Raw genomic sequence first — 19,266 nt, 5'->3', positions numbered from 1 at the left:
GCTGCCTGCGCTGCCCGCGCTGCCTGCGCTGCCCGCGCTGCCTGCGCTGCCCGCGCTGCCTGCGCTGCCCGCGCTGCCTGCGCTGCCCGCGCTGCGGGATCACGTCATGATCGTGCCCGAACATGGATGTAGTGGCCTCCCATCGTCGGGAGACCACTACACCCTGGATCGAGCGCGATCTTGCCGGGCAGACGTCCTGCGGCGGGGCGGGTGCGCCGTGGGTTGGGTGGGGTGGGGTGGGGCGATTAGGCGGCGGTGGACCAGATGGCGCGGAAGGCGGCGGCTTCGCCGGCCAGCCAGCGTTCGATCTGGTCGGGCTTGGCGTCGGCGGGCATGCGGTGGGCCTGGCCGCGCCGGACGTCGACCAGGACCGGCTCGGCGTGCGGCAGGACCGCGTCCATGTGTCGGGCCATCAGGTGCAGTGTGGCGAGCACCGACTCCTCGGTCGGCGGGGTCTCGTCGAAGTGCAGCCGGACCGCCTCGGCGCGGCCGTCGGAGTGGCGTACCCCGAAGTGGGGGTTGATCTTGACGGGTAGGTCGCCCAGCATGGCCAGGGCGTCGCGGGTCTGGGCCAGGTCGATGGCGGCCGGCTCGCCGAGGGAGTGCAGCCAGGCCGTGGCACCGGGCACCAGTGCCTGGTAGAGCGGGCGCCAGCGTGGTTTGACCACGTCGACGACCCCGGTCAGGTGGGTGCCGCCGGTGTGGAAGGCGATGTCGGCCTTGAGCGCCTTGACGAACTGACCGTGCGGGTTGAAGCCGGAGCGGCTGGCGCGCTGCTTGCGCAGCCCGCCCACGAAGGTCGCCTTGGTGGGGCCGGTGCGGTCGACGTAGCGGGTGAAGCCGAGCAGGGTGGCGTAGGGGGTGATGGGCATGGAGGCTGGCGCGGTCACGGGCGTCCTCCCGGGTCGTAATCTCGCAGGTCAGGATCTTTATTAGTACATACATTCTAATCGACGACCCTGACATCGCCCAGGGAAGAAAAGGGGCCGTCCGGACGCACCGGACGACCCCTTGAAGAGAAATTCTTCAGAGCTGGCCGACGTCGGTGACCCGGATGACCGCGGCGCCGACCTCGTCCGAGGCGGCGAGGTCGACCTCGGCGCTGATACCCCAGTCGTGGTCGCCGTCCGGGTCGTCCAGGATCTGCCGGACGGTCCACCGCTCCCGGCCCTGCTCGATCATGAGCAGCGCCGGGCCCCGGGCGTCCGGGCCGATCCCGATCGAGTCGTACGCCTCGAAGTACGGTCCCAGCGCGTCGGACCACGCGTCGTAGTCCCAGCCGTCGCCCGCGTCCAACTCGGCGAGCAGGTCCCAGCGGCGCAGCGCGGCCAGCTCGACCCGACGGAACAGCGCGTTGCGGACCAGTACCCGGAACGCCCGCGCGTTACGGGTCACCGCCGGCGGCCGGTCGGTCAGGGCCGCGTGCGCCTGGGCCACCTCGGCGACGTCGGACGGGTTGCGCAGCCGCTCCCACTCGTCGATCAGGCTGGAGTCGACCTGGCGGACCAGCTCGCCCAGCCACTCGATGAGGTCGATCAGCTCCTCGGTCTTGGCGTCCTCGGGCACGGTCTGGCGCAGTGTCTTGTACGCGTCGGCCAGGTAGCGCAGGACGAGGCCTTCCGAGCGGGTCAGTCCGTAGAACTGCACGTACTCGGTGAAGGTCATCGCCCGCTCGTACATGTCCCGGACGACGGCCTTGGGGGACAGCTGGTGGTCGGCGACCCAGGGGTGCCCCTGCCGGTACATCTCGTACGCCGCCTCCAGTAGCTCGGCGAGCGGCTTCGGGTGGGTCACCTCGTCGAGCAGTTCGAGGCGGGCCTCGTACTCGATGCCCTCCGCCTTCATCGCGGCGACCGCCTCGCCGCGGGCCTTGAACTGCTGCGCGGAGAGGATCTGCCGGGGGTCGTCGAGGATCGACTCGATCACCGAGAGCACGTCCAGGGCGTACGAGGGAGACTCGGCGTCAAGCAGCTCGATGGTGGCCAGCGCCAGGGGCGAGAGCGGCTGGTTGAGCGCGAAATCGAGCTGGAGGTCGACGGTGAGCCGGATCCGCCGGCCGGTCTCGTCCGGCTCGGGCAACTCCTCGACCACGCCACCGGCCCGCAGGGCCCGGTAGATGGCGATCGCCCGGCGGATGTGCCGGCGCTGCGCGGCGGCGTCCTCGTGGTTGTCGGTGAGCAGGTGTCGCATCGCGGTGAACGCGTCCCCGGGCCGGCCGATCACGTTGAGCAGCATCGAGTGGCTGACCTGGAAGCTGGAGGTCAACGGCTCCGGCTCGGCGTCGACCAGCCGGTCGAAGGTGGGCTGCCCCCAACCGATCGAGCCCTCCGGCGGCTTCTTGCGGACCACCTTGCGGCGCTTCTTCGGATCGTCACCGGCCTTGGCGAGGGCCTTCTCGTTGTCGATCACGTGTTCCGGGGCCTGCACCACCACCCGGCCGATGGTGTCGAAACCGGCCCGGCCGGCCCGCCCGGCGATCTGGTGGAACTCCCGGTTCTTGAGCAGCCGGGTCCGGATCCCGTCGTACTTGGACAGGCCGGTGAACAGCACGGTACGGATCGGCACGTTGATGCCCACGCCGAGCGTGTCGGTGCCGCAGATGACCTTGAGTAGGCCAGCCTGGGCGAGGGTCTCCACGAGGCGGCGGTACTTGGGCAGCATGCCGGCGTGGTGCACGCCGATGCCGTGCCGGACCAGCCGGGACAGCGTCTTGCCGAAGCCGGAGGTGAACCGGAAACCGCCGATCGCCTCGGCGATCATGTCCTTCTCGGCGCGACTGCAGACGTTGACGCTCATCAGCGCCTGGGCCCGCTCCAGGGCGGCGGCCTGGGTGAAGTGCACCACGTACACCGGGGCCTGCTTGGTCTCCAGCAGCTCCTCGAGCGTCTCGTGCAGCGGCGTCATCGCGTACGAGAAGATCAGCGGGACCGGCCGCTCCGCCGAGCGCACGACGGCGGTCGGCCGACCGGTACGGCGGGTCAGGTCGTCGACGAACCGGGTGGTGTCGCCCAGCGTGGCGGACATCAGGATGAACTGCGCCTGCGGCAACTCGATGATCGGCACCTGCCACGCCCAGCCCCGGTCGGGCTCGGCGTAGAAGTGGAACTCGTCCATGATCACCTGGCCGACGTCGGCCCGGTCGCCCTCGCGCAGCGCGAGGTTGGCCAGGATCTCCGCGGTGCAGCAGATGATCGGCGCGTCGGCGTTGACGCTGGCGTCGCCGGTCAGCATGCCGACGTTCTCGGCGCCGAAGACCTCGCAGAGGGCGAAGAACTTCTCCGAGACCAGTGCCTTGATCGGGGCGGTGTAGAAGGTCGTACGGCTGTCTGCGAGGGCCGCGAAGTGCGCGGCGATCGCCACCAGGCTCTTGCCCGAGCCGGTGGGCGTGTTCATGATCAGGTTGGCGCCGGAGACGATCTCGATGACCGCCTCCTCCTGATGGGGATAGAGGTCGAGGCCGCGCTCCTTCGCCCAGCCGGCGAACGAGTCGAAGAGGGTGTCGGGGTCAGCGCTTGTCGGCAGCGCGGCGGTGAGCGTCATAGCTTGTCCATGGTGCCTGGATCATGCCCCCGGGCGCCAACCGGCGGCCGTCATTCCCGTTAGCGCCGTTAGGAAGGGACCCTTGTACAACGCTAGGCGTTAACAGGGTGCCCTTCCTTTCACCGTCGGCGGTAGATCAGGTCCGCTACCGGGCGGCCGGCCGTGATCGCGCGCCGCTCGAACTTCGTCACCGGGCGGTGCGCCGGACGCGGCCCGAATCCGCCGTACGCGTCCACCAACTCCGGGTCGGCGTCCAGGGTCTGCCGCATCGCATCGGCGTACTCGGCCCAGTCGGTCGCGCAGTGCAGCGTGCCGCCCGGGGTCAGGCGGGAGCGCAGCAGCGCCACGTGCGCCGGCTGGATGATCCGGCGCTTGTGGTGGCGGGCCTTCGGCCACGGGTCCGGGAAGAAGATGTGCACCGCGTCCAGGGCACCCTCGGGTAGGCCTCTGACCAGGTCCAACGCGTCGCCCAGCGCCACCCGTACGTTGCCCAGGCCGGCACGGTCCACCAGGTCGAGCAGGTTCGCGATTCCCGGCGTGTGCACCTCGACCGCCAGATAATCTCGATCCGGGTCGGCGGCGGCCATCGTGGCGGTGCTGTCGCCCATGCCCGAGCCGATCTCCAGCACCACGGGCGCCCGCCGACCGAACAGGTCGACCAGGTCGACGGGGCCGTCCGGCACGTCGAGGCCGTACCTGGGCCAGAGCCGGTCCAGCGCGTCGGTCTGCCGGCCGCTCATCCGGCCCCGGCGGGGGTGGAAGGTACGGATCGGCCGGTTGTCGGGCGGGATGGCGGGGTCATGGTCGGTGGTGGTCACAGCGACCCGAGCGTACGCGACGCGGTCCGCGGATCGGATGTGATGTGCGACCAGGAGTGAGAGGATCGATTTGGTACGGCAGGCCGGGCGGTGCGCTGCTCTGCGCAGCCGCACGGCGTCGGAAGGGGGCATCGTGACAACGACCCGCGTCGGCGTGACCCTGTCGGTGGCGATCCTGCTGGCAGGCCCCCTGCTGGCCGCTGCGCCCGCCCCCGCCCCGCCCGCCCACGCTGCGCCCGCCCCCGCCGCGCCTCCGCCTGCCTACGCTGCCCTGCCCGCCGTGTCCGGTGTCCTCGTGGCCGCCGCGCCCGCGCTCGGCGCGCCCCAGCCCGGCCCGGCGGATGGCGCACCGCAGCCCGGCCCGGTCGTGGACGTCTTCGTCGAGGTGAGTCCGAGCACCGTGCAGCCCGGCTACCTGGTCGGTATCCGGGCCAGCTGCCGGGACAACTCGGTGGGCGCCACCGTGGTCTCCGACGCCTTCGGCGCGATCGGGGTGCAGCCGCAGGGCGGCGTGCTCACCGCCGCGCCGATGGTGCGCGAGCGCACCCGCCCCGGCAACTACCGGGTCAAGCTGGAGTGCCGTGACGGCGAGACGGCCTCGACGATGCTCCAGGTGGTCAAGAAGGTTCCGTCCTCGCCCGTGCCCAGTCGGGGCCCGGCCACCGGCTTCGGCGGTGGCGGAGGGCTGACCGGCAAACTGCTGCTGCCCGGCGGGGCGGCGCTCACCATCACCGGGCTGATCCTCGCCGTGGTGGCCCTGCGCCGGCCGCGTACCGCCCGTCGCTGAGCCCGCCATGGAGATCTTCCGCCCCGCGCAGCCGCCCCCCGCCAACCCTCCGGTGGCCGATCGCCCGCCGACCGCGATCGCGCCTCGTCGTAGTCGTCCGCCCGGCCGGAAACCCTGGTCGGTTCCGCTGGCCGTGGTGCTGGTGCTGGCCGGCGTCTTCGCCACCGGTGCGGGGCTCGGTCGCTCGGTCGGCCCGCTCGACTGGAGCGCCAGCGGCGACGGCCAGCCGGCCCGCAGCGAGTCGGTCGGGCTGTCGGCCAGCCGCCCGGTGCGCCTGTCGGTGCCGACGATCAAGATCGCAGCTCCGGTGGCACCGGTGGGGCAGGCCCGGGACGGCTCGATCGCCGTACCGCCGCTGGAGCGGCACAATGAGACCGGCTGGTACGACCGCGGGCCCACGCCCGGCGAGCCCGGCCCGGCGGTGATCGTCGGGCACGTGGACACCAAGAGCGGCCCGTCCGTCTTCTACAACCTCGGCAAGCTGCGCCCCGGTGACCTGATCGAGGTGGCGCGGGCGGACCGGTCGGTGGTGGTGTTCAAGGTCGACACCGTCGAGCACTTCCCGAAGGACCGGCTGCCCGCCGATCGGATCTACGGCCACGAAGGGCCGGCCGGGCTACGGCTGATCACCTGCGGCGGCCAGTTCGTCGGCGGCGGCACCGGTTACACCGACAACGTCATCGCCTTCGCGACCCTGCAGTCCTCGCGCACCGCCTGACCCCGCCGACTTCGTCCCCGGGTCGTCCACCCGCGCACCTACTCGGAATCGGCGACGAATACACCCTGGCCCTGCTGGCCGTAGACAAGGTTCCGCTCGTGCAGCTCCTTGACGGCGCGGTAGGCCGTTGAACGGGCGACGTTGTAAATTTCGCCGATCTCGGAAACTGACGGCAACTGCTGACCACGTGAGTACTCGCCCGAGCGGATCTTCTGCTCAATGTCATCGGCTATGCGCCGGTAGTGCGGCGGTCTGGTTGGCATGACCTCTCCGCCACCTAGCCCACGGGACCGCCTAGGGCTGGGGGACGTGCAGGGCCACCTCGAACTCCAGGAGGCTCGCGCCGGTGGAGACCGGAGGGCGGGGCTTCTCGCCGGGCGCGGCGGCGTGTGCGGCGCGGGACGGACCGGCGGCCCAGGCCTGGTAGGCCTCTTCGCTCTCCCACCGGGTGTAGACGAAGTACCGGGTCTCACCGGCCACCGGGCGGAGCAGTTCGAAGCCGAGGAAACCGGGGGAGTTCTCCACGGCCCCGGCACGGGCGGCGAACCGCTTCTCCAGCTCCGCGCCGGCACCCGGCGGGACCTCGATCGCGTTGATCTTCACGACTGCCATCTGCCCACCCTAGCCACCCCCGCTGGGCGCGGAGGGCTGCGACCGGCCCAGCGACCGCCGGGATCGGCTCAGCGACCGGCTCAGAAGCCCTCGACGACGGGTACCAGGTCGGCGTCGACCACGATCGGGGCGTGATCCGAGGGGCCCTTGCCCTTACGGGCCTCCCGGTCCACGTACGCCGAGCGGACCGCCCGGGTGAACGGCGCCGAGGCGTACACCAGGTCGATCCGCATGCCCTTGTTCTGGTGGAACATCCCTGCCCGGTAGTCCCAGTAGGTGAAGGGGTGTGGCCCCTTCATGGGGGTCGGCACCACGTCGCTGAGCCCCAGGTCGCGCAGCGCCGCGAGGGCCGCGCGTTCGGGCGGGGTGACGTGCGTGGAGTGGGTGAAGACGGCCGGGTCCCACACGTCGGCGTCGGTCGGAGCGACGTTGAAGTCGCCGCAGACGGCCAGCGGCAGCCCGCCGGCCAGCTCCGCGTCCAGCGCGTCGCGTAGCGCCGCGAACCAGGCCAGCTTGTACGCGTAGTGCGGGTCCTCCGGGGTTCGGCCGTTGGGCACGTACACCGACCAGACCCGCACCCCGTCGCAGGTGGCGGAGATCGCGCGGGCCTCCGGCTCGGGGAAGCCGGGCTCCTCGGCGAACCCGACGCGGACGTCGGCCAGGCCGACCCGGGACAGGATGGCCACCCCGTTCCACCGGCCGTCGCTGTGGCTGGCCACGCGGTAGCCCAGCTCGCCCACCTCGGCGACCGGGAAGGCGCCGTCCGGGCATTTGGTCTCCTGCAGGCAGACCACCTCCGGCCCGGTGTCGGCCAGCCACTCCAGCAGCCGGGGCAGCCGGGCCTTCACCGAGTTCACGTTCCACGTCGCCAGGCGCATGCCCCCAGCCTGCCGCATGAGCCCCCGCGAAGCCGGGTCAGCCGGCCGGGGTGTCGCCGGGACGGGTCTGTTCGGCCAGGAACCGTTCCAACTCCGCGCCGAGTTCGTCGGCGGTGGGCAGCGGGCCGGCGTCCGGGGCGAGCAGGCTCTTCTCGCCGCGACCCCGGGCGAACGCGTCGTACTGCTCCTCCAGGGCCTGGACCAGGGCCGCGGCGTCCTCGGTCTGTGCGACCTGCCGGTCGATCTCGACCCGGACCACCTCGGCGGCCGAGCGCAGCCCGTCGCCGGGCAGCAGCAGCCCGGTGCTGCGCGACACCGAGGTGAGCAGCACCTCGGCGGCGGCCGGGTACTCGGTCTGCGCCACGTAGTGCGGCACGTGGGCGGCGAAGCCGAGCGCGTCGCGGCCCTGCTCGCCGAGGCGGAACTCCAGCAGGTGACCGACGCTGCTGGGCACCTGGACCCGCTGCAACCAGGGCTCGTACCCGGCGATCAGGTCGGGCCGGGTGGCGTGCGCGGTCACCCCGGTGGGCCGGGTGTGCGGTACCGCCATCGGGATCGAGTTGAGCCCCACGGTGAGCCGGACGTCCAGGCGCGCGGCGAGCCCGGCGACGGCCGCCACGAACCGCTCCCACTGCAGGTCCGGCTCGGGGCCGGTGAGCAGCAGGAACGGGGTCTCGTCGTCGTCGTGCAGCAGGTGCAGTTCCAGCTTGGGCGCGTCGAAGCTCTCCCAGTGGTCCTCCACGAAGGTCATCACCGGTCGGCGCGAGCGGTAGTCGAAGAGCTGGTCCACGTCGAAGGTGGCGATCGGCCGACCCTCCAGCGAGGTGAGCAGCTGCTCGCGGGCAAGCCGGCTGGCGTTGCCGGCGTCCACGAACCCGGTGAGGGCCTGGATCAGGACCGGTTGCCCGAGATCGGGCAAATCGTCGGTGAGCTGGTAGAGCTCGTGTGGGTCGAGCACCGGTGCGGACCTCCCTGGAATGTGCCTACTCGGATGCCGACGCGACGGACGGCACCCGGTTCGGGCAACGTACCCGCCATCCTGATGCATTCCTGCGTCGGGCGATCCGTCGCCCGGCGGATGAGCGCGACCGGACTAATCACCCTATTTCGCCGCCAGGTCGGCCGCCCGAGCCGATCGGCTGAGGGGCGGTTCGGCCCAAAGGCCGAGTTTGTCGATCATGTGGGGGCGCGGGGTCGGATGTCCGTCCCTGTCGCCGGCCGTGTCGGCCTGCGTGCCGCGCCAGCTTCATCCGGTACGCGAGGTTCGTTCCCCGGGCGGGTCGAGCCGGCCCGGTCGTCCACCAGAGCACCCCTGATCTGTGGTGAGCGCCACGTGATCACCGTGCGTAATCAGGGTTTCCCCCTGCCTAGCCTCGGTTGATGCGTGACGACGGCACCCTCGACGACCCGTACGCCCCGAGCAGCCCCACCGCCGATATGGAGGATGGCACCTCAGCCGAACGGACAACTGCCGCGAGCAGGCTCCGGGCGTACGCCCGGGACCTGACCGGTCGGCCCGGCCGCGCCCGGGTGGCCCTGGCCACCGGCGTGGTCTGCTGCCTCGGCCTGGCCGCCGTGGCGCAGAGCCGGGACGAGACCGCCGACGCGGCGGCGGCCCGGGTCGACCCGCACGCCAGCAGCTCCGGGTTGACGCAGCGTGCCGAGCAGCAGAGCGCCTCGCGTGGCCACGAGCGCACCGCCGCCCCGAGCGCCCCCGTCGTCACCCCGTCCGCCGTCGCGACCCCCGCCGACCCGGACACCACCCCGGCGCGCAAGGCCGCGCCCGCGCGGCCGACCCACGCGGCCCCGGTGGCCGGCCTGGACGAGGACCAGATGAAGAACGCCGAGGCGATCGTCCGCACCGGCCGCAAGATGGGTGTCCCCCGCCGCGGCCTGGTGATCGCGGTGGCCACCGCCATGCAGGAGAGCAACCTCTACAACGTCGCCAGCGGCGTGCTGCCCGAGTCGCAGGACTACCCGCATCAGGGCGTCGGCTGGGACCACGACTCGGTCGGGCTGTTCCAGCAGCGCTCCAGCAGCGGCTGGGGCCCGGTCGGCCGGCTGATGGACCCCGAGTTCGCCACCCGGCAGTTCCTCACCGCCCTGGAGCAGGTGCCCGGCTGGGAGCAGATGCGGCTCACCGACGCCGCCCAGGCGGTGCAGGTCTCCGCGTACGGCGAGTACTACCAGCAGCACGAGTGGCGGGCCACCAGGGTCGTCGACGCCATCGTGCCGAGCGGGCGGTAGTCTTCCGCCCACTGTGGACGGTTGGGGGTTGAGTCTGTCACGTCCCGGGTACATCCATTGCGGGCTCGGGGTACACATGACAGAGGGATCGCCGACAGGAGGACGCCATGTCACTGATGCAGCGGATCAGCACGTTCCTGAGATCGCCCAAGGGCCAGCAGTTGGTCGACCGGGGCCGGCGCGAGCTGGCCAAGCCCGGCACCCAGCAAAAGCTCAGGGGATTGGCAGCCCGGCTCTCCAACCGCCGCCGCTGACCGTTTCACCGGCCGTCCTGCTCGCCGGACCGACCCCTGGGGAGACCCGGTGACCGACACCCCGCCCACCGGCGGCCAGCCCGCCGTGCCCACCCCCCAGTCGCCGGCCGGGCCGGCCGACGCCCCCGAGGGTCCGCCGGCCCGACTCTGGGACCGGATGCGGGACGATCCGCAGTACGCGCCGGAACACCTCGCCCTGGAGGCCGTACGCCGGCTCGGGCCGGAGGCCGTGCAGTGGGCCGGTAGGGCCCGGGCCGAGCAGCCCGGCGTCTCGGCCGACGCCCTGGCCGACCAGGCGGTCCGTAAGTTCGTCAACCGGGCCCGCCTCTCCGGGGCCGTCTCGGGCGCGGCCGGGCTGCCCGGCGCGGTGCTCGACGTGGGTGTGCTCGCCTGGACCCAGGCGCGGATGGTGCTGCACGTCGCCGCCGCGTACGACGTCGACCCGCTGCACACCGACCGGGCGACCGACCTGCTGGTGCTCCAACGGGTGCACAAGGTCGCCGAGAGCGCTCGGCTGGCGCTCGGGGTCGCCGCCGGCCGGGAGCGCGCCGACGCGCTGTTCGGCCTGGGCGGGCAGCGTCCGCTCGGTCGGGTCATGCTGAATCTCGGCATCCGGCTCGCCCAGATGGCCGGCGTCCGGGCCGCCAAGCGGGTGGTGGCCAAGATCGTGCCCGGTGCGTCGATCGTGCTCGGCACCTGGGCGAACTCGTCGGCCACGAAGGACCTCGCGGAGCGCTCCCGGGCGCTCTACCGCCCACGCGGCTCGGCCGTGCCGGAGCCCCGCCACCCCTGAGCCCCGGCGCGGACGCTCAGCTGGCCAGGCCGGAGGCCCGCCAGGTCACCTCGGCGAGCCGACCCTGCCCGGTGGCGTTGGGGTGGAACCAGTCCAGCGGGTTCAGCAGGTCCAGGGTGAACCGGACCCGGTGCACCGCGCCGCCGTCGTTCCGACACCGCGACCCGTACGCCCGGCAGGCCGCCACCAACTGGTCGTTGTACGCGTCGATCCGGTCCCGGACGGCGGCCCGGCGGGCCTTGTCGGCGGGCGCCGTCGAGGTCGCGTTGGCCAGCAGCGCCGGGCACACGCCCCGCCGCCAGGCGCGCGTCGCCCGCGCGTCGCTGTGCCCGACCTCCCAGAGCCGGTACAGGTCAGGGATGCTCACCACCAGCACCCGGGCCTTCGGTCGGCCGGTCCGCAGGGCCCGCAGGCCCCGGTCGACGTCGGCCCGGAACGTGGCGACCGGAGTCATCGCGTCCACCCCGCCCCGGCAGACGTCGTTGGCGCCGATCAGCACGGTGACGTAGTCGGCGCGATCGCGTACCGCTGCCTGGGCCTGGCCCTCCAGGGCGTCGGCCCGGGCGCCCGGCCGGGCGTGGTTGTAGGCCCGTCCCCGGATCGCCGGATTCTGGCCGAGCAGACGCCGGTAGTGGCTCTCGACCCGCAGGCCGTCCCCGGTCGACCAGGAATTGCGCTCGCACGAGGTGAGCACCACGCAGGAGGCGAAGCCGGTGCTGATCGAGTCGCCGAGTGCCGCGATGCCGCCCGGTGTGCCGGGTTTCGGAGTGCCCGGAGAGGGGCGTGGTGTCGCGGAAGTGCCGCCCTCGCAGGCCAGGGCGACCAGCGCCGCGAGGCAGGCCAGGGCGGCGACCCAGCGTCGAGGCATGACTTCCCCTGTCTTGCAGCACAGAGCGACGGCGCGGTAACTCTATGCGTAGGACGCGGTACGTCGGGGAGTCGCTGTCGGGTATGCGGCAGTGCGCGCGCACAGCGCCACAGAGGTGTTATAAGCCGGCACGGGGAGCCAGACCGGCCACCCGTGGCCGGTTAAGCGCGCGGAACGGGGGTAGCTCGAAGGGCATGACGAGATCGCAGCCCCGGCGTGCCCGTGGCACGGTCGGCCACGCGAACAGCGCACTGAACCTCCGGCTCACCCTCGCCAGCTTCGGATTGGTGATCATGGTGCTCTTCGCGGTGCTGGCGTTCTGGGCCGGCATCGCCTGGCTCGGCGTCCTCTGCGCGATCTTCGCCGTGGTCGCCGTGGTCGATCTGGTCGTGATCCAGCGCCGCCGCGCCGCCCGCCGCCGCGAGGAGCCGGGCGTACGACACTCGCTGTTCGAGTGATCAGGAGGACGAGATGCCCATCGCCACCACCAACCCCGCCACCGGCCAGGTACTCAAGACCTACGAAGCGATGTCCACCGAGCAGATCGACGCCGCCATCGAGCGCACCGACCTCGCGTACCGGCAGCTGCGCGCCACCACCATCGACCAGCGGGCCCGGTGGATGAGGGCGGCGGCCGACCTGCTGGAGGCCGAGCGCGACGAGATCGCCCGGATCATGACCACGGAGATGGGCAAGACGTACGTCGCGGCGCAGGCCGAGGTGACCAAATGCGCCTCCGCCTGCCGCTTCTACGCCGACCGCGCACCGTCGTTCCTCGCCGACGAGCCGACCGACGCCAAAGCGGTCAAGGCCACCCGGGCGTTCATCCGCTACCAGCCGATCGGCGCGGTGCTCGCGGTGATGCCGTGGAACTTCCCGCTCTGGCAGGTGCTGCGCTTCGCCGCCCCGGCACTGATGGCCGGCAACACCGGCCTGCTCAAGCACGCCTCCAACGTGCCGCAGACCGCGCTGCTGCTGGAGGACGTGTTCCGCCGGGCCGGCTTCCCCGAGGGCGCGTTCACCACCCTGCTGGTCGGCTCGGAGGCCGTCGACCGGATCCTCAGCGATCCTCGGGTACGCGCCGCGACGCTCACCGGTAGCGAGGGCGCCGGCCGCTCCATCGCGCAGATCGCCGGCCGGGAACTCAAGAAGACTGTCCTGGAACTGGGTGGCAGCGACCCGTTCGTGGTGATGCCGTCGGCCGACGTGGACCTCGCCGCCCAGGTGGCCACCACCGCCCGTTGCCAGAACAACGGCCAGTCCTGCATCGCCGCCAAGCGGTTCATCGTGCACACCGACGTCTTCGACGCCTTCGCCGAGAAGTTCGCCGCGAACATGTCCGCCCTGCGGGTCGGCGACCCGATGGACGCCGACACCGACGTCGGCCCGCTGGCCAGTGAGCGCGGCCGCGACGAGATCCACGCCCAGGTACGCGACGCGGTCGACCACGGCGCCACCGTGCTCTGCGGCGGCGAGCCGGCGGCCGGTGACGGCTGGTTCTACCCGCCGACGGTGGTCACCGACCTCACCCCGCAGATGCGAATGTGGACCGAGGAGGTGTTCGGGCCGGTCGCCGGGCTGTTCCGGGTCTCCTCCTACGAGGAGGCGATCGAGGTGGCCAACGGCACCGCGTTCGGGCTGGGCTCGAACGCCTGGACCCGGGACCCGGCCGAACAGGAGCGCTTCGCCACCGACCTGGACGCCGGCAACGTCTTCATCAATGGGATGACCACCTCCTATCCGGAGCTGCCGTTCGGTGGCGTGAAGAACTCCGGCTACGGCCGGGAGCTGTCCGAGTTGGGCATGCGCGAGTTCTGCAACATCAAGACGGTCTGGGTCGGCGAGGGTGTCGCCTCGGCCGGCGCTGGCGCGCACTCCGAGTAGGAGGTCCGGCGGTTGTTAGGAAGGGACCCTTGCTCTACCGCAGGCGTTAACAAGGAGCCCTTCCTTACTCGCATGTCCCTACTTGGGGGTGGGTAGGAACTGTCCCCATGACGGTGTTCGCGTTCCACGCCTCGCATGAGCAGATCCACCCCCGTGCCCTGCTCGAGGCGGTGACGCACGCCGAGCGGGCCGGCTTCGACGCCGCCATGTGCTCCGACCACTTCTCGCCGTGGAGCGCCCGGCAGGGCGAGTCCGGCTTCGCCTGGTCCTGGCTCGGTGCCGCGTTGCAGGCCACCAACCTGTCGTTCGGCGTGGTCAACGCACCCGGCCAGCGCTACCACCCGGCGATCATCGCGCAGGCGATCGGCACCCTCGGCGCGATGTACCCGGGCCGCTTCTGGGCCGCGCTCGGCACCGGTGAGGCCAGCAACGAGCACATCACCGGCGACCGGTGGCCCCGCAAGGACGTTCGCGCGGCCCGGCTGCGCGAGTGCGTGGACGTGATCCGGGCGCTGCTGGCCGGCGAGGAGGTCAGCCACGACGGCCTGGTCCGGGTGGACCGGGCCCGGCTGTGGACCCGCCCCGAGGAGCCACCCGCGCTGGTCGGCGCCGCGGTCAGCGTGGCCACCGCCCGCTGGTGCGCCGAGTGGGCGGACGGGCTGATCACCGTGAACGCCCCGGTGGCCCACCTGCGCGAGATGATCGACGCGTACCGGGAGGCCGGTGGGCGTGGGCCGCTGCACCTCCAGGTGCACGTGAGCTGGGCGCCGGAGCAGGCGCAGGCCGAAGCACTCGCGTACGACCAGTGGCGCAGCAACGTCTTCGCCCCGCCGGTCTGCTGGGACCTGGAGACCGCCGAGCACTTCGACGCGGTCTCGACCGACGTGCCGACGCAGCGCGTCGCCGAGGTGGTCAACATCTCGGCCGACCTGGGCCGGCACGTCGGCTGGCTGCAGGAGTACGTGGAACTCGGCTTCGACCAGATCGCCCTGCACCACGTCGGGCAGGAGCAGCGCGGTTTCGTCGACGCGTTCGGTGCCGAGGTGCTGCCGAAGCTGCGTACGGCCGGGTGATCGGAGTCTGGTTCACGGCACCCTAGGCTCGTACCCCATGGAAAGCCTGTTTCCGGTCGTCGTCTTCCTGGCGGTCGCCACCCTGGGCGCGGCACTGGCCCGCCGGCTCGGCCTGCTCGCGCCGATCCTGCTGGTCGTACTCGGTCTGGCGCTCTCCTTCGTGCCGGGCTTCCCACACGTCCGGCTCGATCCGGAGCTGGTGCTGATCGGCATCCTGCCGCCGCTGCTCTACGTCGCCGCGCTGGAGACCTCGGTGCCGGCGTTCAAGAACAACATCCGGCCGATCCTGCTGCTCGCGGTCGGCCTGGTGCTGTTCACCGCGTTCGTGGTCGGCGTCGTGCTGCACCTGCTGCTGCCCCAGGTGCCGTTCGCGATCTGCCTGGCCCTCGGTGCGGTGGTCGCGCCGCCCGACGCGGTGGCCGCCACCGCGGTCGCCCGGCGGGTCGGCCTGCCCCGAAGGGTGGTCACCATCCTGGAGGGGGAGAGCCTGATCAACGACGCGACCGCGCTGGTGCTGCTGCGGGTCGCGACGCTGGCCACCATCGGCGAGGCGGTCGGCACCTCCGAGGTCGCCATCGAGGTGCTGCGGGCCACCGGCGGCGGCATCCTGATCGGCGCCCTCGGGGCGCTGGTCTTCGGCTTCCTGCACCGACGGATCGGCGACCCGCTGCTGGACAACGCCCTGTCGTTGATCATCCCGTTCGCGGTGGTGTTCGCCGCCGAGGAGGTGCACGCCTCCGGCGTCGTGGCGGTGGTGGTCACCGGGCTGGCGCTCGGCCACAAGCTGCCCCAGCTGCTCTCGGCGGCGTCCCGGTTGCAGGTCGGCGCGTTCTGGCGGCTGGCCCGGTTCCTGCTGGAAGGGCTCGTCTTCCTGCTGGTCGGGCTCCAGCTACGGGAGGTGCTCAGCGACCTCGACGAGCCGGCCGGCTCACTCACGCTGATTACTGTCGCGGTGCTCGCCACCGTCGTCCTCGCCCGGTTCGTCTGGCTCTTCCCGGCCGTCTACCTGGCCCGGCTGGTGCCCCGGATCCGCCGTCGGGACGCGGCCCCGTCGCCGAAGTTCCCGATCGTCGTCGGCTGGGCCGGTATGCGCGGGGTGGTGACCCTGGCCGCCGCGCTGGCGCTGCCGCTGACCCTGGCCGACGATGCGCCGTACCCTCGGGCGCTGTTCATCTGGTTGGCCTTCGCGGTGATCGTCGTCACCCTGGTCGGTCAGGGGGCCACGCTGCCGCTGGTCGCCCGCAGGCTGAAACTGCCGCAGGACGACCCGGTGCAGGACGCGCTGTCGGCCGCCGGGGTGCAGCAGCAGGCCAGCCGCGCCGCCCGCGACCGCCTGGACGAGCTGGCCGACAGCGCACCGGCGGCGGTGGTGGACCGGCTGCGCCGGCTGCTCGACGACCGGACCAACCTGGCCTGGGAACGCCTCGGCGGCGCCGAGCGGGAGACCCCGTCGCAGGCGTACGGTCGGCTCCGACAAGAGATGATCGACGCCGAGCGGGACGTCTTCCGGGCCGCCCGGGACGCCGGTCGGATCCCCGAGGAGGTATTGGTGCAGGCCTATCGTGACCTGGACCTGGAAGAGTCGTTGCTGCGGCAGGAGGCCGAGAAGTGAGCTGCACACACCTGACCGAGCCCGGTGCCGTCGAGCCGGTCACCACCGACGAGTGCCCGGACTGCGTCGCCATCGGCGACGCCGACTGGGTGCACCTGCGGGCCTGCCTGAGCTGCGGGCACGTCGGCTGCTGCGACTCGTCACCGAACCAGCACGCGACGAAGCACTTCGAGTCCACCGGCCACCCGGTGATCCGCTCGGTACAGCCCGGCGAGGCCTGGCGCTGGTGCTACGTCGACGAGGAGATCGGCTGATCGCGGGCGCGATCAACTGATTGCCCGGCCGGCGGGCCGTCCACTCGACTGGCCAGTGCGTGTCGGGTGAGCGGCGGCACGGCCAGGCCGGTGACCGCGAGCAGCCCGGCCAGCACCAGCCAACCGGCCGTGCCCCCGCCGAGCACCAGCCAGGTCAGCAAGGCCGGCGCGGCAGCGCGGGCCAGCCCGCCGAGCAGGCCGTCCACCCCCTGGTACGCGCCGAGGGCGTCCGGGGCGGCGAGGTCGTAGGCCAGTGCCGCCCCGGCGCCCATGTGCCACAGGTCGCCGACGGTGTAGACCGCGGTAGCGCCCAGCAGCAGGCCGACGGCCACCGGGGTGGGCGCCGCGCCGATGGCGGCCCACAGCAGCATGCCCGCCGCGAGGACCAATCCGGCCCTGCGCATGGTGGCCGCCGCGGGCGTCGCGTGCTGGGCGCCTCGACTGAGCCGCACCGCGAGCAGCACGGTGAGCAGCGTGTTGACCAGCAGCACGGCGGACATCGTCACCGGTGGCGCGTCGGTACGGGCCAGCACCCACAGCGGCAGCACCAGCGTCAGCGCCACCGAGTGCAGGGAGAGCACCGCCGACGCCCCCGCCACGGCGAGGAACGGCCCGTCCCGCAGCGCTCGGCCCGGTCCCTGCCGTACGGGCCGCCGAGTCGGAGGGTACGCCGGCAGTCGCCGCACCAGCGCCGCCGAGACCAGGTAGGTGGCGACGTTGCCGACCACCAGCAGGCGGTACGCCCACCCGGTGTCCGCCGCCAGCGCGAACCCGGCCAGCCCCGCACCGACGGCGATCCCGAGGTTGGCGACCGCCCGCAGCGTGGCGAAGGCCTGCACCCGTCCCTCCGGACCGGCGACGGCGGCGATCAGCGCGGCGCGGACCGCCAGATTGCCGGAGACCAGCAGCGCGTCCAGTGTGGCCACCACCAGGAAGACCGGAAACGAGTCCACCAGCAGGTACGCGGACGCGACGACAGCCTGCCCGACCTGGAGGACCGCCCGCAGGGCTCGCGGGTCACGCCGGTCGGCCAGAGCGCCGAGCGGCACGCTGGCGGTGAGCCCGACCAGGCCGGCGAGGGTGAGCCCGAGCCCGACCTTCGTCGGACTCAGCCCGACGACGCGGGTGAGGTAGAGCGCGACCCCGGTCACCCACAGCCCGGTGCCGACCGTGTTGGCGAGCGTGGCCAGCGCGAGCGTGCGGAGCCGACCGGGCGGCGGCAGCGGCGACACCGAACGCCAGCGGCCGCGTCCCCCCGCAATGGTGTGCACACCTCGACCCTAGGAGCCGAAGCAGGCACGCCGATGGCCGGTGCGGTGCGGCGCCCGTCACAGTCCGCCTCCCGATGCTCGCCGACCGCGGGTGGATGCACAGGTCGGGGTACGTCGATCGCCGGTTTCCGGAAGGGCTGTGCCGCGGGACACTAGTCGGACGCGCGCTGATACTGGCCCTGGCGATCCTCACCGTGGCCAGGTCATGCCCGGCGGGACGATTGCGGTCACGTTCGTCGGTGGTAGTGGTTGCGGCGGGGTAGCTGGTCGGGGTCGAGCCAGGCGGGTGGAACGAATTCGGGGTGGCCGTCGCCGGCCAATCGGACGGTCCAGTCGCTGTGGTGGATGTGTCGGTGGTGGTGGCCGCAGAGTAGGACGGCGTTGTGGAGGTTGGTGGTGCCGCCGTTGGTCCAGTGGTGGATGTGGTGGGCGTCGCACCAGCGGGGTGGGCGGTCGCAGCCGGGGAAGGTGCAGCCGCGGTCGCGTATGACCAGGGCGCGGCGTAGTGGGCCGGTGATGAGGCGGCGTTGTCGGCCGACGTCGAGGACCTGGCCGGTGGTGTTGAGGACGGTGGGCAGGATCGCGGCGTCGCAGGCGAGGCGGCGGACCGTGTCGGGGGTGAGGTGCAGGCCGGTGTCCAGGGTGCCGGCGTTGAGGTGCTGGGTGAGGGTGTCGTAGTGGGTGGTGATGACGATCTGTGCGGGTTCGGTGCCGTGTGCGGGTAGCTCGCCGGTGCGCAGGGCGAGTCGGCACAGGTCGGCGAGGGCGTCGTGGCGGCGTTGCCCCGGGGTTCGTGCATCGTCGGGACCCGATGGTGCGGTCAACGGGTCGATCGCCGCGCGCAGCAGGCCGGCTGTTTCGGCGTCGAGGCTGCCGGTCAGCCGCAGCCTGCCGTCGTGTTGTTCGGACAGGGTGACGTGTCGGTCTCGGGCGGCTCGCTGGGCTTCGGCGTCGAGCGCGGCTCTAGCGGCGGCGTCAGCGATTTCGGGGGCGACGTGCTCGAGGATGCGGGTGCTCAGCTTGCGCAGCAGGGTCGGCTCGAATTGCCCGGCCCACTCGATGAGCACACCGGCGGCCTTGTCGGCGGCCTCGACGCCAGCGGCGGCGTGCACGGTCTCGACCGTGTCGGCGATGACCCGAGCCTGCTGCACGCTGATGTCCCCGGCGGCCAGAGCCGCCCGCACCCCCGGGGCGCCGGCGTCCAGCATGCCGGCGAGGTCAACCAGCCGACGTGCGGCCGGCATCGCGATCCGTAGCCGCTCACGCAGCCACACCGCGGTCGACGAGGCGCCCTGCGCCACGGCCGTGCCACGCCCGTGCACCTCCCGCACCAGAGCAAGCTTCACCGCCGCCAGACGCTGCTCAAGCCGATGCGCCGCATCCAGCGCCGCGACAAGATCCGACTCGGTCAACGCCCACGCCGGCACGTCGACGCACGCGGCCACTGCCGACTGCGCCTGCGCCAACTCCTCAACCACACCCCGACACTAGAACACGTGTACGACAACTTCAGCGACCATGATCGATCTAGCCGGGCTGGACGGCCCGACGGCCTGGGGGCGGGCCGTCGCCGCGTCCACCTAGGCCGTGTTTCGTAGGGCACGAAGCCATTGGTTGATGGCGGCGATGGTGAGGGTGGCTTCGTAGCGCACGGCGA

At 72.2% G+C, this 19,266-nt stretch carries 20 protein-coding genes; 10 read left to right on the top strand and 10 right to left on the bottom strand.

The annotated features are described in order from the left end of the window. Positions 1-245 precede the first annotated feature (245 nt). From ACFQGL_RS02715 to trmB, 3 genes are all read right to left on the bottom strand, one after another. Positions 246-872, bottom strand: coding sequence for a hypothetical protein (locus ACFQGL_RS02715; protein WP_377505965.1), 627 nt, complete (start codon positions 870-872; stop codon positions 246-248). 154 nt (positions 873-1,026) lie between these two features. Further along, positions 1,027-3,540, bottom strand: coding sequence for a DEAD/DEAH box helicase (locus ACFQGL_RS02710; protein ID WP_377504767.1), 2,514 nt, complete (start codon positions 3,538-3,540; stop codon positions 1,027-1,029). A 119-nt stretch (positions 3,541-3,659) separates the two neighbouring features. Further along, on the bottom strand, positions 3,660-4,358 hold the full coding sequence (trmB, locus tag ACFQGL_RS02705) for a tRNA (guanosine(46)-N7)-methyltransferase TrmB (RefSeq protein WP_377504764.1): 699 nt from the start codon (positions 4,356-4,358) through the stop codon (positions 3,660-3,662). A gap of 130 nt (positions 4,359-4,488) precedes the next feature. Here trmB and ACFQGL_RS02700 point away from each other — a divergent pair, with 130 nt between their 5' ends. Together ACFQGL_RS02700 and ACFQGL_RS02695 are read left to right on the top strand one after the other, a co-directional pair. Beyond that, positions 4,489-5,145 carry a hypothetical protein gene (locus ACFQGL_RS02700; RefSeq protein WP_377505962.1) on the top strand — a complete coding sequence of 219 codons (657 nt, stop codon included), beginning with the start codon at positions 4,489-4,491 and terminating at the stop codon, positions 5,143-5,145. A gap of 7 nt (positions 5,146-5,152) precedes the next feature. After that, the gene (locus tag ACFQGL_RS02695; protein ID WP_377504761.1) at positions 5,153-5,863 is read left to right on the top strand and encodes a class F sortase; all 711 of its coding nucleotides are present in this window, start codon (positions 5,153-5,155) and stop codon (positions 5,861-5,863) included. A 38-nt stretch (positions 5,864-5,901) separates the two neighbouring features. Here the strand turns inward: ACFQGL_RS02695 and ACFQGL_RS02690 are convergent, their stop codons facing one another. The 4 genes from ACFQGL_RS02690 to ACFQGL_RS02675 form a co-directional block, all read right to left on the bottom strand. After that, entirely contained in the window at positions 5,902-6,126 is a 225-nt protein-coding gene (locus ACFQGL_RS02690; protein WP_377504758.1) for a GntR family transcriptional regulator, read from the bottom strand. 31 nt (positions 6,127-6,157) lie between these two features. Then, positions 6,158-6,475 carry an antibiotic biosynthesis monooxygenase family protein gene (locus ACFQGL_RS02685; protein ID WP_377504755.1) on the bottom strand — a complete coding sequence of 106 codons (318 nt, stop codon included), beginning with the start codon at positions 6,473-6,475 and terminating at the stop codon, positions 6,158-6,160. Positions 6,476-6,555: 80 nt separating this feature from the next. Then, complete coding sequence (locus ACFQGL_RS02680; RefSeq protein ID WP_377504752.1) at positions 6,556-7,353, bottom strand: exodeoxyribonuclease III; 798 nt, start codon at positions 7,351-7,353, stop codon at positions 6,556-6,558. 37 nt (positions 7,354-7,390) lie between these two features. Beyond that, on the bottom strand, positions 7,391-8,311 hold the full coding sequence (locus ACFQGL_RS02675; RefSeq protein WP_377504749.1) for a proteasome assembly chaperone family protein: 921 nt from the start codon (positions 8,309-8,311) through the stop codon (positions 7,391-7,393). Between the two features lie 422 nt (positions 8,312-8,733). Here ACFQGL_RS02675 and ACFQGL_RS02670 point away from each other — a divergent pair, with 422 nt between their 5' ends. The 3 genes from ACFQGL_RS02670 (at position 8,734) to ACFQGL_RS02660 (ending at position 10,647) form a co-directional block, all read left to right on the top strand. Then, positions 8,734-9,600 carry a peptidase M23 gene (locus tag ACFQGL_RS02670; protein ID WP_377504746.1) on the top strand — a complete coding sequence of 289 codons (867 nt, stop codon included), beginning with the start codon at positions 8,734-8,736 and terminating at the stop codon, positions 9,598-9,600. 107 nt (positions 9,601-9,707) lie between these two features. Further along, positions 9,708-9,854, top strand: coding sequence for a hypothetical protein (locus ACFQGL_RS02665; protein ID WP_377504743.1), 147 nt, complete (start codon positions 9,708-9,710; stop codon positions 9,852-9,854). A 49-nt stretch (positions 9,855-9,903) separates the two neighbouring features. Next, the gene (locus tag ACFQGL_RS02660; RefSeq protein WP_377504740.1) at positions 9,904-10,647 is read left to right on the top strand and encodes an EcsC family protein; all 744 of its coding nucleotides are present in this window, start codon (positions 9,904-9,906) and stop codon (positions 10,645-10,647) included. A 16-nt stretch (positions 10,648-10,663) separates the two neighbouring features. Here ACFQGL_RS02660 and ACFQGL_RS02655 read toward each other — a convergent pair whose 3' ends face one another. Further along, positions 10,664-11,515 (bottom strand): GDSL-type esterase/lipase family protein, encoded by an 852-nt coding sequence (locus ACFQGL_RS02655; protein WP_377504737.1) that lies wholly within the window; start codon positions 11,513-11,515, stop codon positions 10,664-10,666. A 194-nt stretch (positions 11,516-11,709) separates the two neighbouring features. Between ACFQGL_RS02655 and ACFQGL_RS02650 the strand changes: the two genes are divergently transcribed. The 5 genes from ACFQGL_RS02650 to ACFQGL_RS02630 all read left to right on the top strand — a co-directional run bounded on the left by ACFQGL_RS02650 (position 11,710) and on the right by ACFQGL_RS02630 (position 16,338). Beyond that, a complete protein-coding gene (locus tag ACFQGL_RS02650; protein ID WP_091401582.1) occupies positions 11,710-11,973 on the top strand; it encodes a DUF6343 family protein in 264 nt (87 codons plus the stop codon). A 13-nt stretch (positions 11,974-11,986) separates the two neighbouring features. Then, the gene (locus ACFQGL_RS02645) at positions 11,987-13,399 is read left to right on the top strand and encodes an NADP-dependent succinic semialdehyde dehydrogenase (RefSeq protein WP_377504734.1); all 1,413 of its coding nucleotides are present in this window, start codon (positions 11,987-11,989) and stop codon (positions 13,397-13,399) included. A gap of 107 nt (positions 13,400-13,506) precedes the next feature. Further along, positions 13,507-14,472: a TIGR03885 family FMN-dependent LLM class oxidoreductase gene (locus tag ACFQGL_RS02640; RefSeq protein WP_377504731.1), complete on the top strand. Its 966-nt coding sequence runs from the start codon at positions 13,507-13,509 to the stop codon at positions 14,470-14,472. 37 nt (positions 14,473-14,509) lie between these two features. Continuing rightward, complete coding sequence (locus ACFQGL_RS02635; protein ID WP_377504728.1) at positions 14,510-16,084, top strand: Na+/H+ antiporter; 1,575 nt, start codon at positions 14,510-14,512, stop codon at positions 16,082-16,084. Next, positions 16,081-16,338, top strand: a complete 258-nt coding sequence (locus ACFQGL_RS02630; RefSeq protein WP_377504725.1) for a UBP-type zinc finger domain-containing protein — start codon at positions 16,081-16,083, stop codon at positions 16,336-16,338. Before ACFQGL_RS02635 ends, ACFQGL_RS02630 begins: the two co-directional genes overlap by 4 nt. On the opposite strand, the gene ACFQGL_RS02625 is transcribed toward ACFQGL_RS02630, so the two are convergent. Continuing rightward, positions 16,314-17,609 carry an MFS transporter gene (locus tag ACFQGL_RS02625; RefSeq protein WP_377504722.1) on the bottom strand — a complete coding sequence of 432 codons (1,296 nt, stop codon included), beginning with the start codon at positions 17,607-17,609 and terminating at the stop codon, positions 16,314-16,316. The two genes, ACFQGL_RS02630 and ACFQGL_RS02625, sit on opposite strands and share 25 nt — an antisense overlap. A 227-nt stretch (positions 17,610-17,836) precedes the next feature. Further along, complete coding sequence (locus ACFQGL_RS02620; protein WP_377504719.1) at positions 17,837-19,087, bottom strand: HNH endonuclease signature motif containing protein; 1,251 nt, start codon at positions 19,085-19,087, stop codon at positions 17,837-17,839. Positions 19,088-19,266 lie beyond the last annotated feature (179 nt).

This window comes from Micromonospora vulcania, from assembly GCF_042658605.1.
In the GTDB taxonomy this organism is placed as follows: domain Bacteria; phylum Actinomycetota; class Actinomycetes; order Mycobacteriales; family Micromonosporaceae; genus Micromonospora; species Micromonospora vulcania.
Note: the sequence above shows the minus strand (reverse complement) of the source record. Positions and strands in the feature narration are given on the sequence as shown.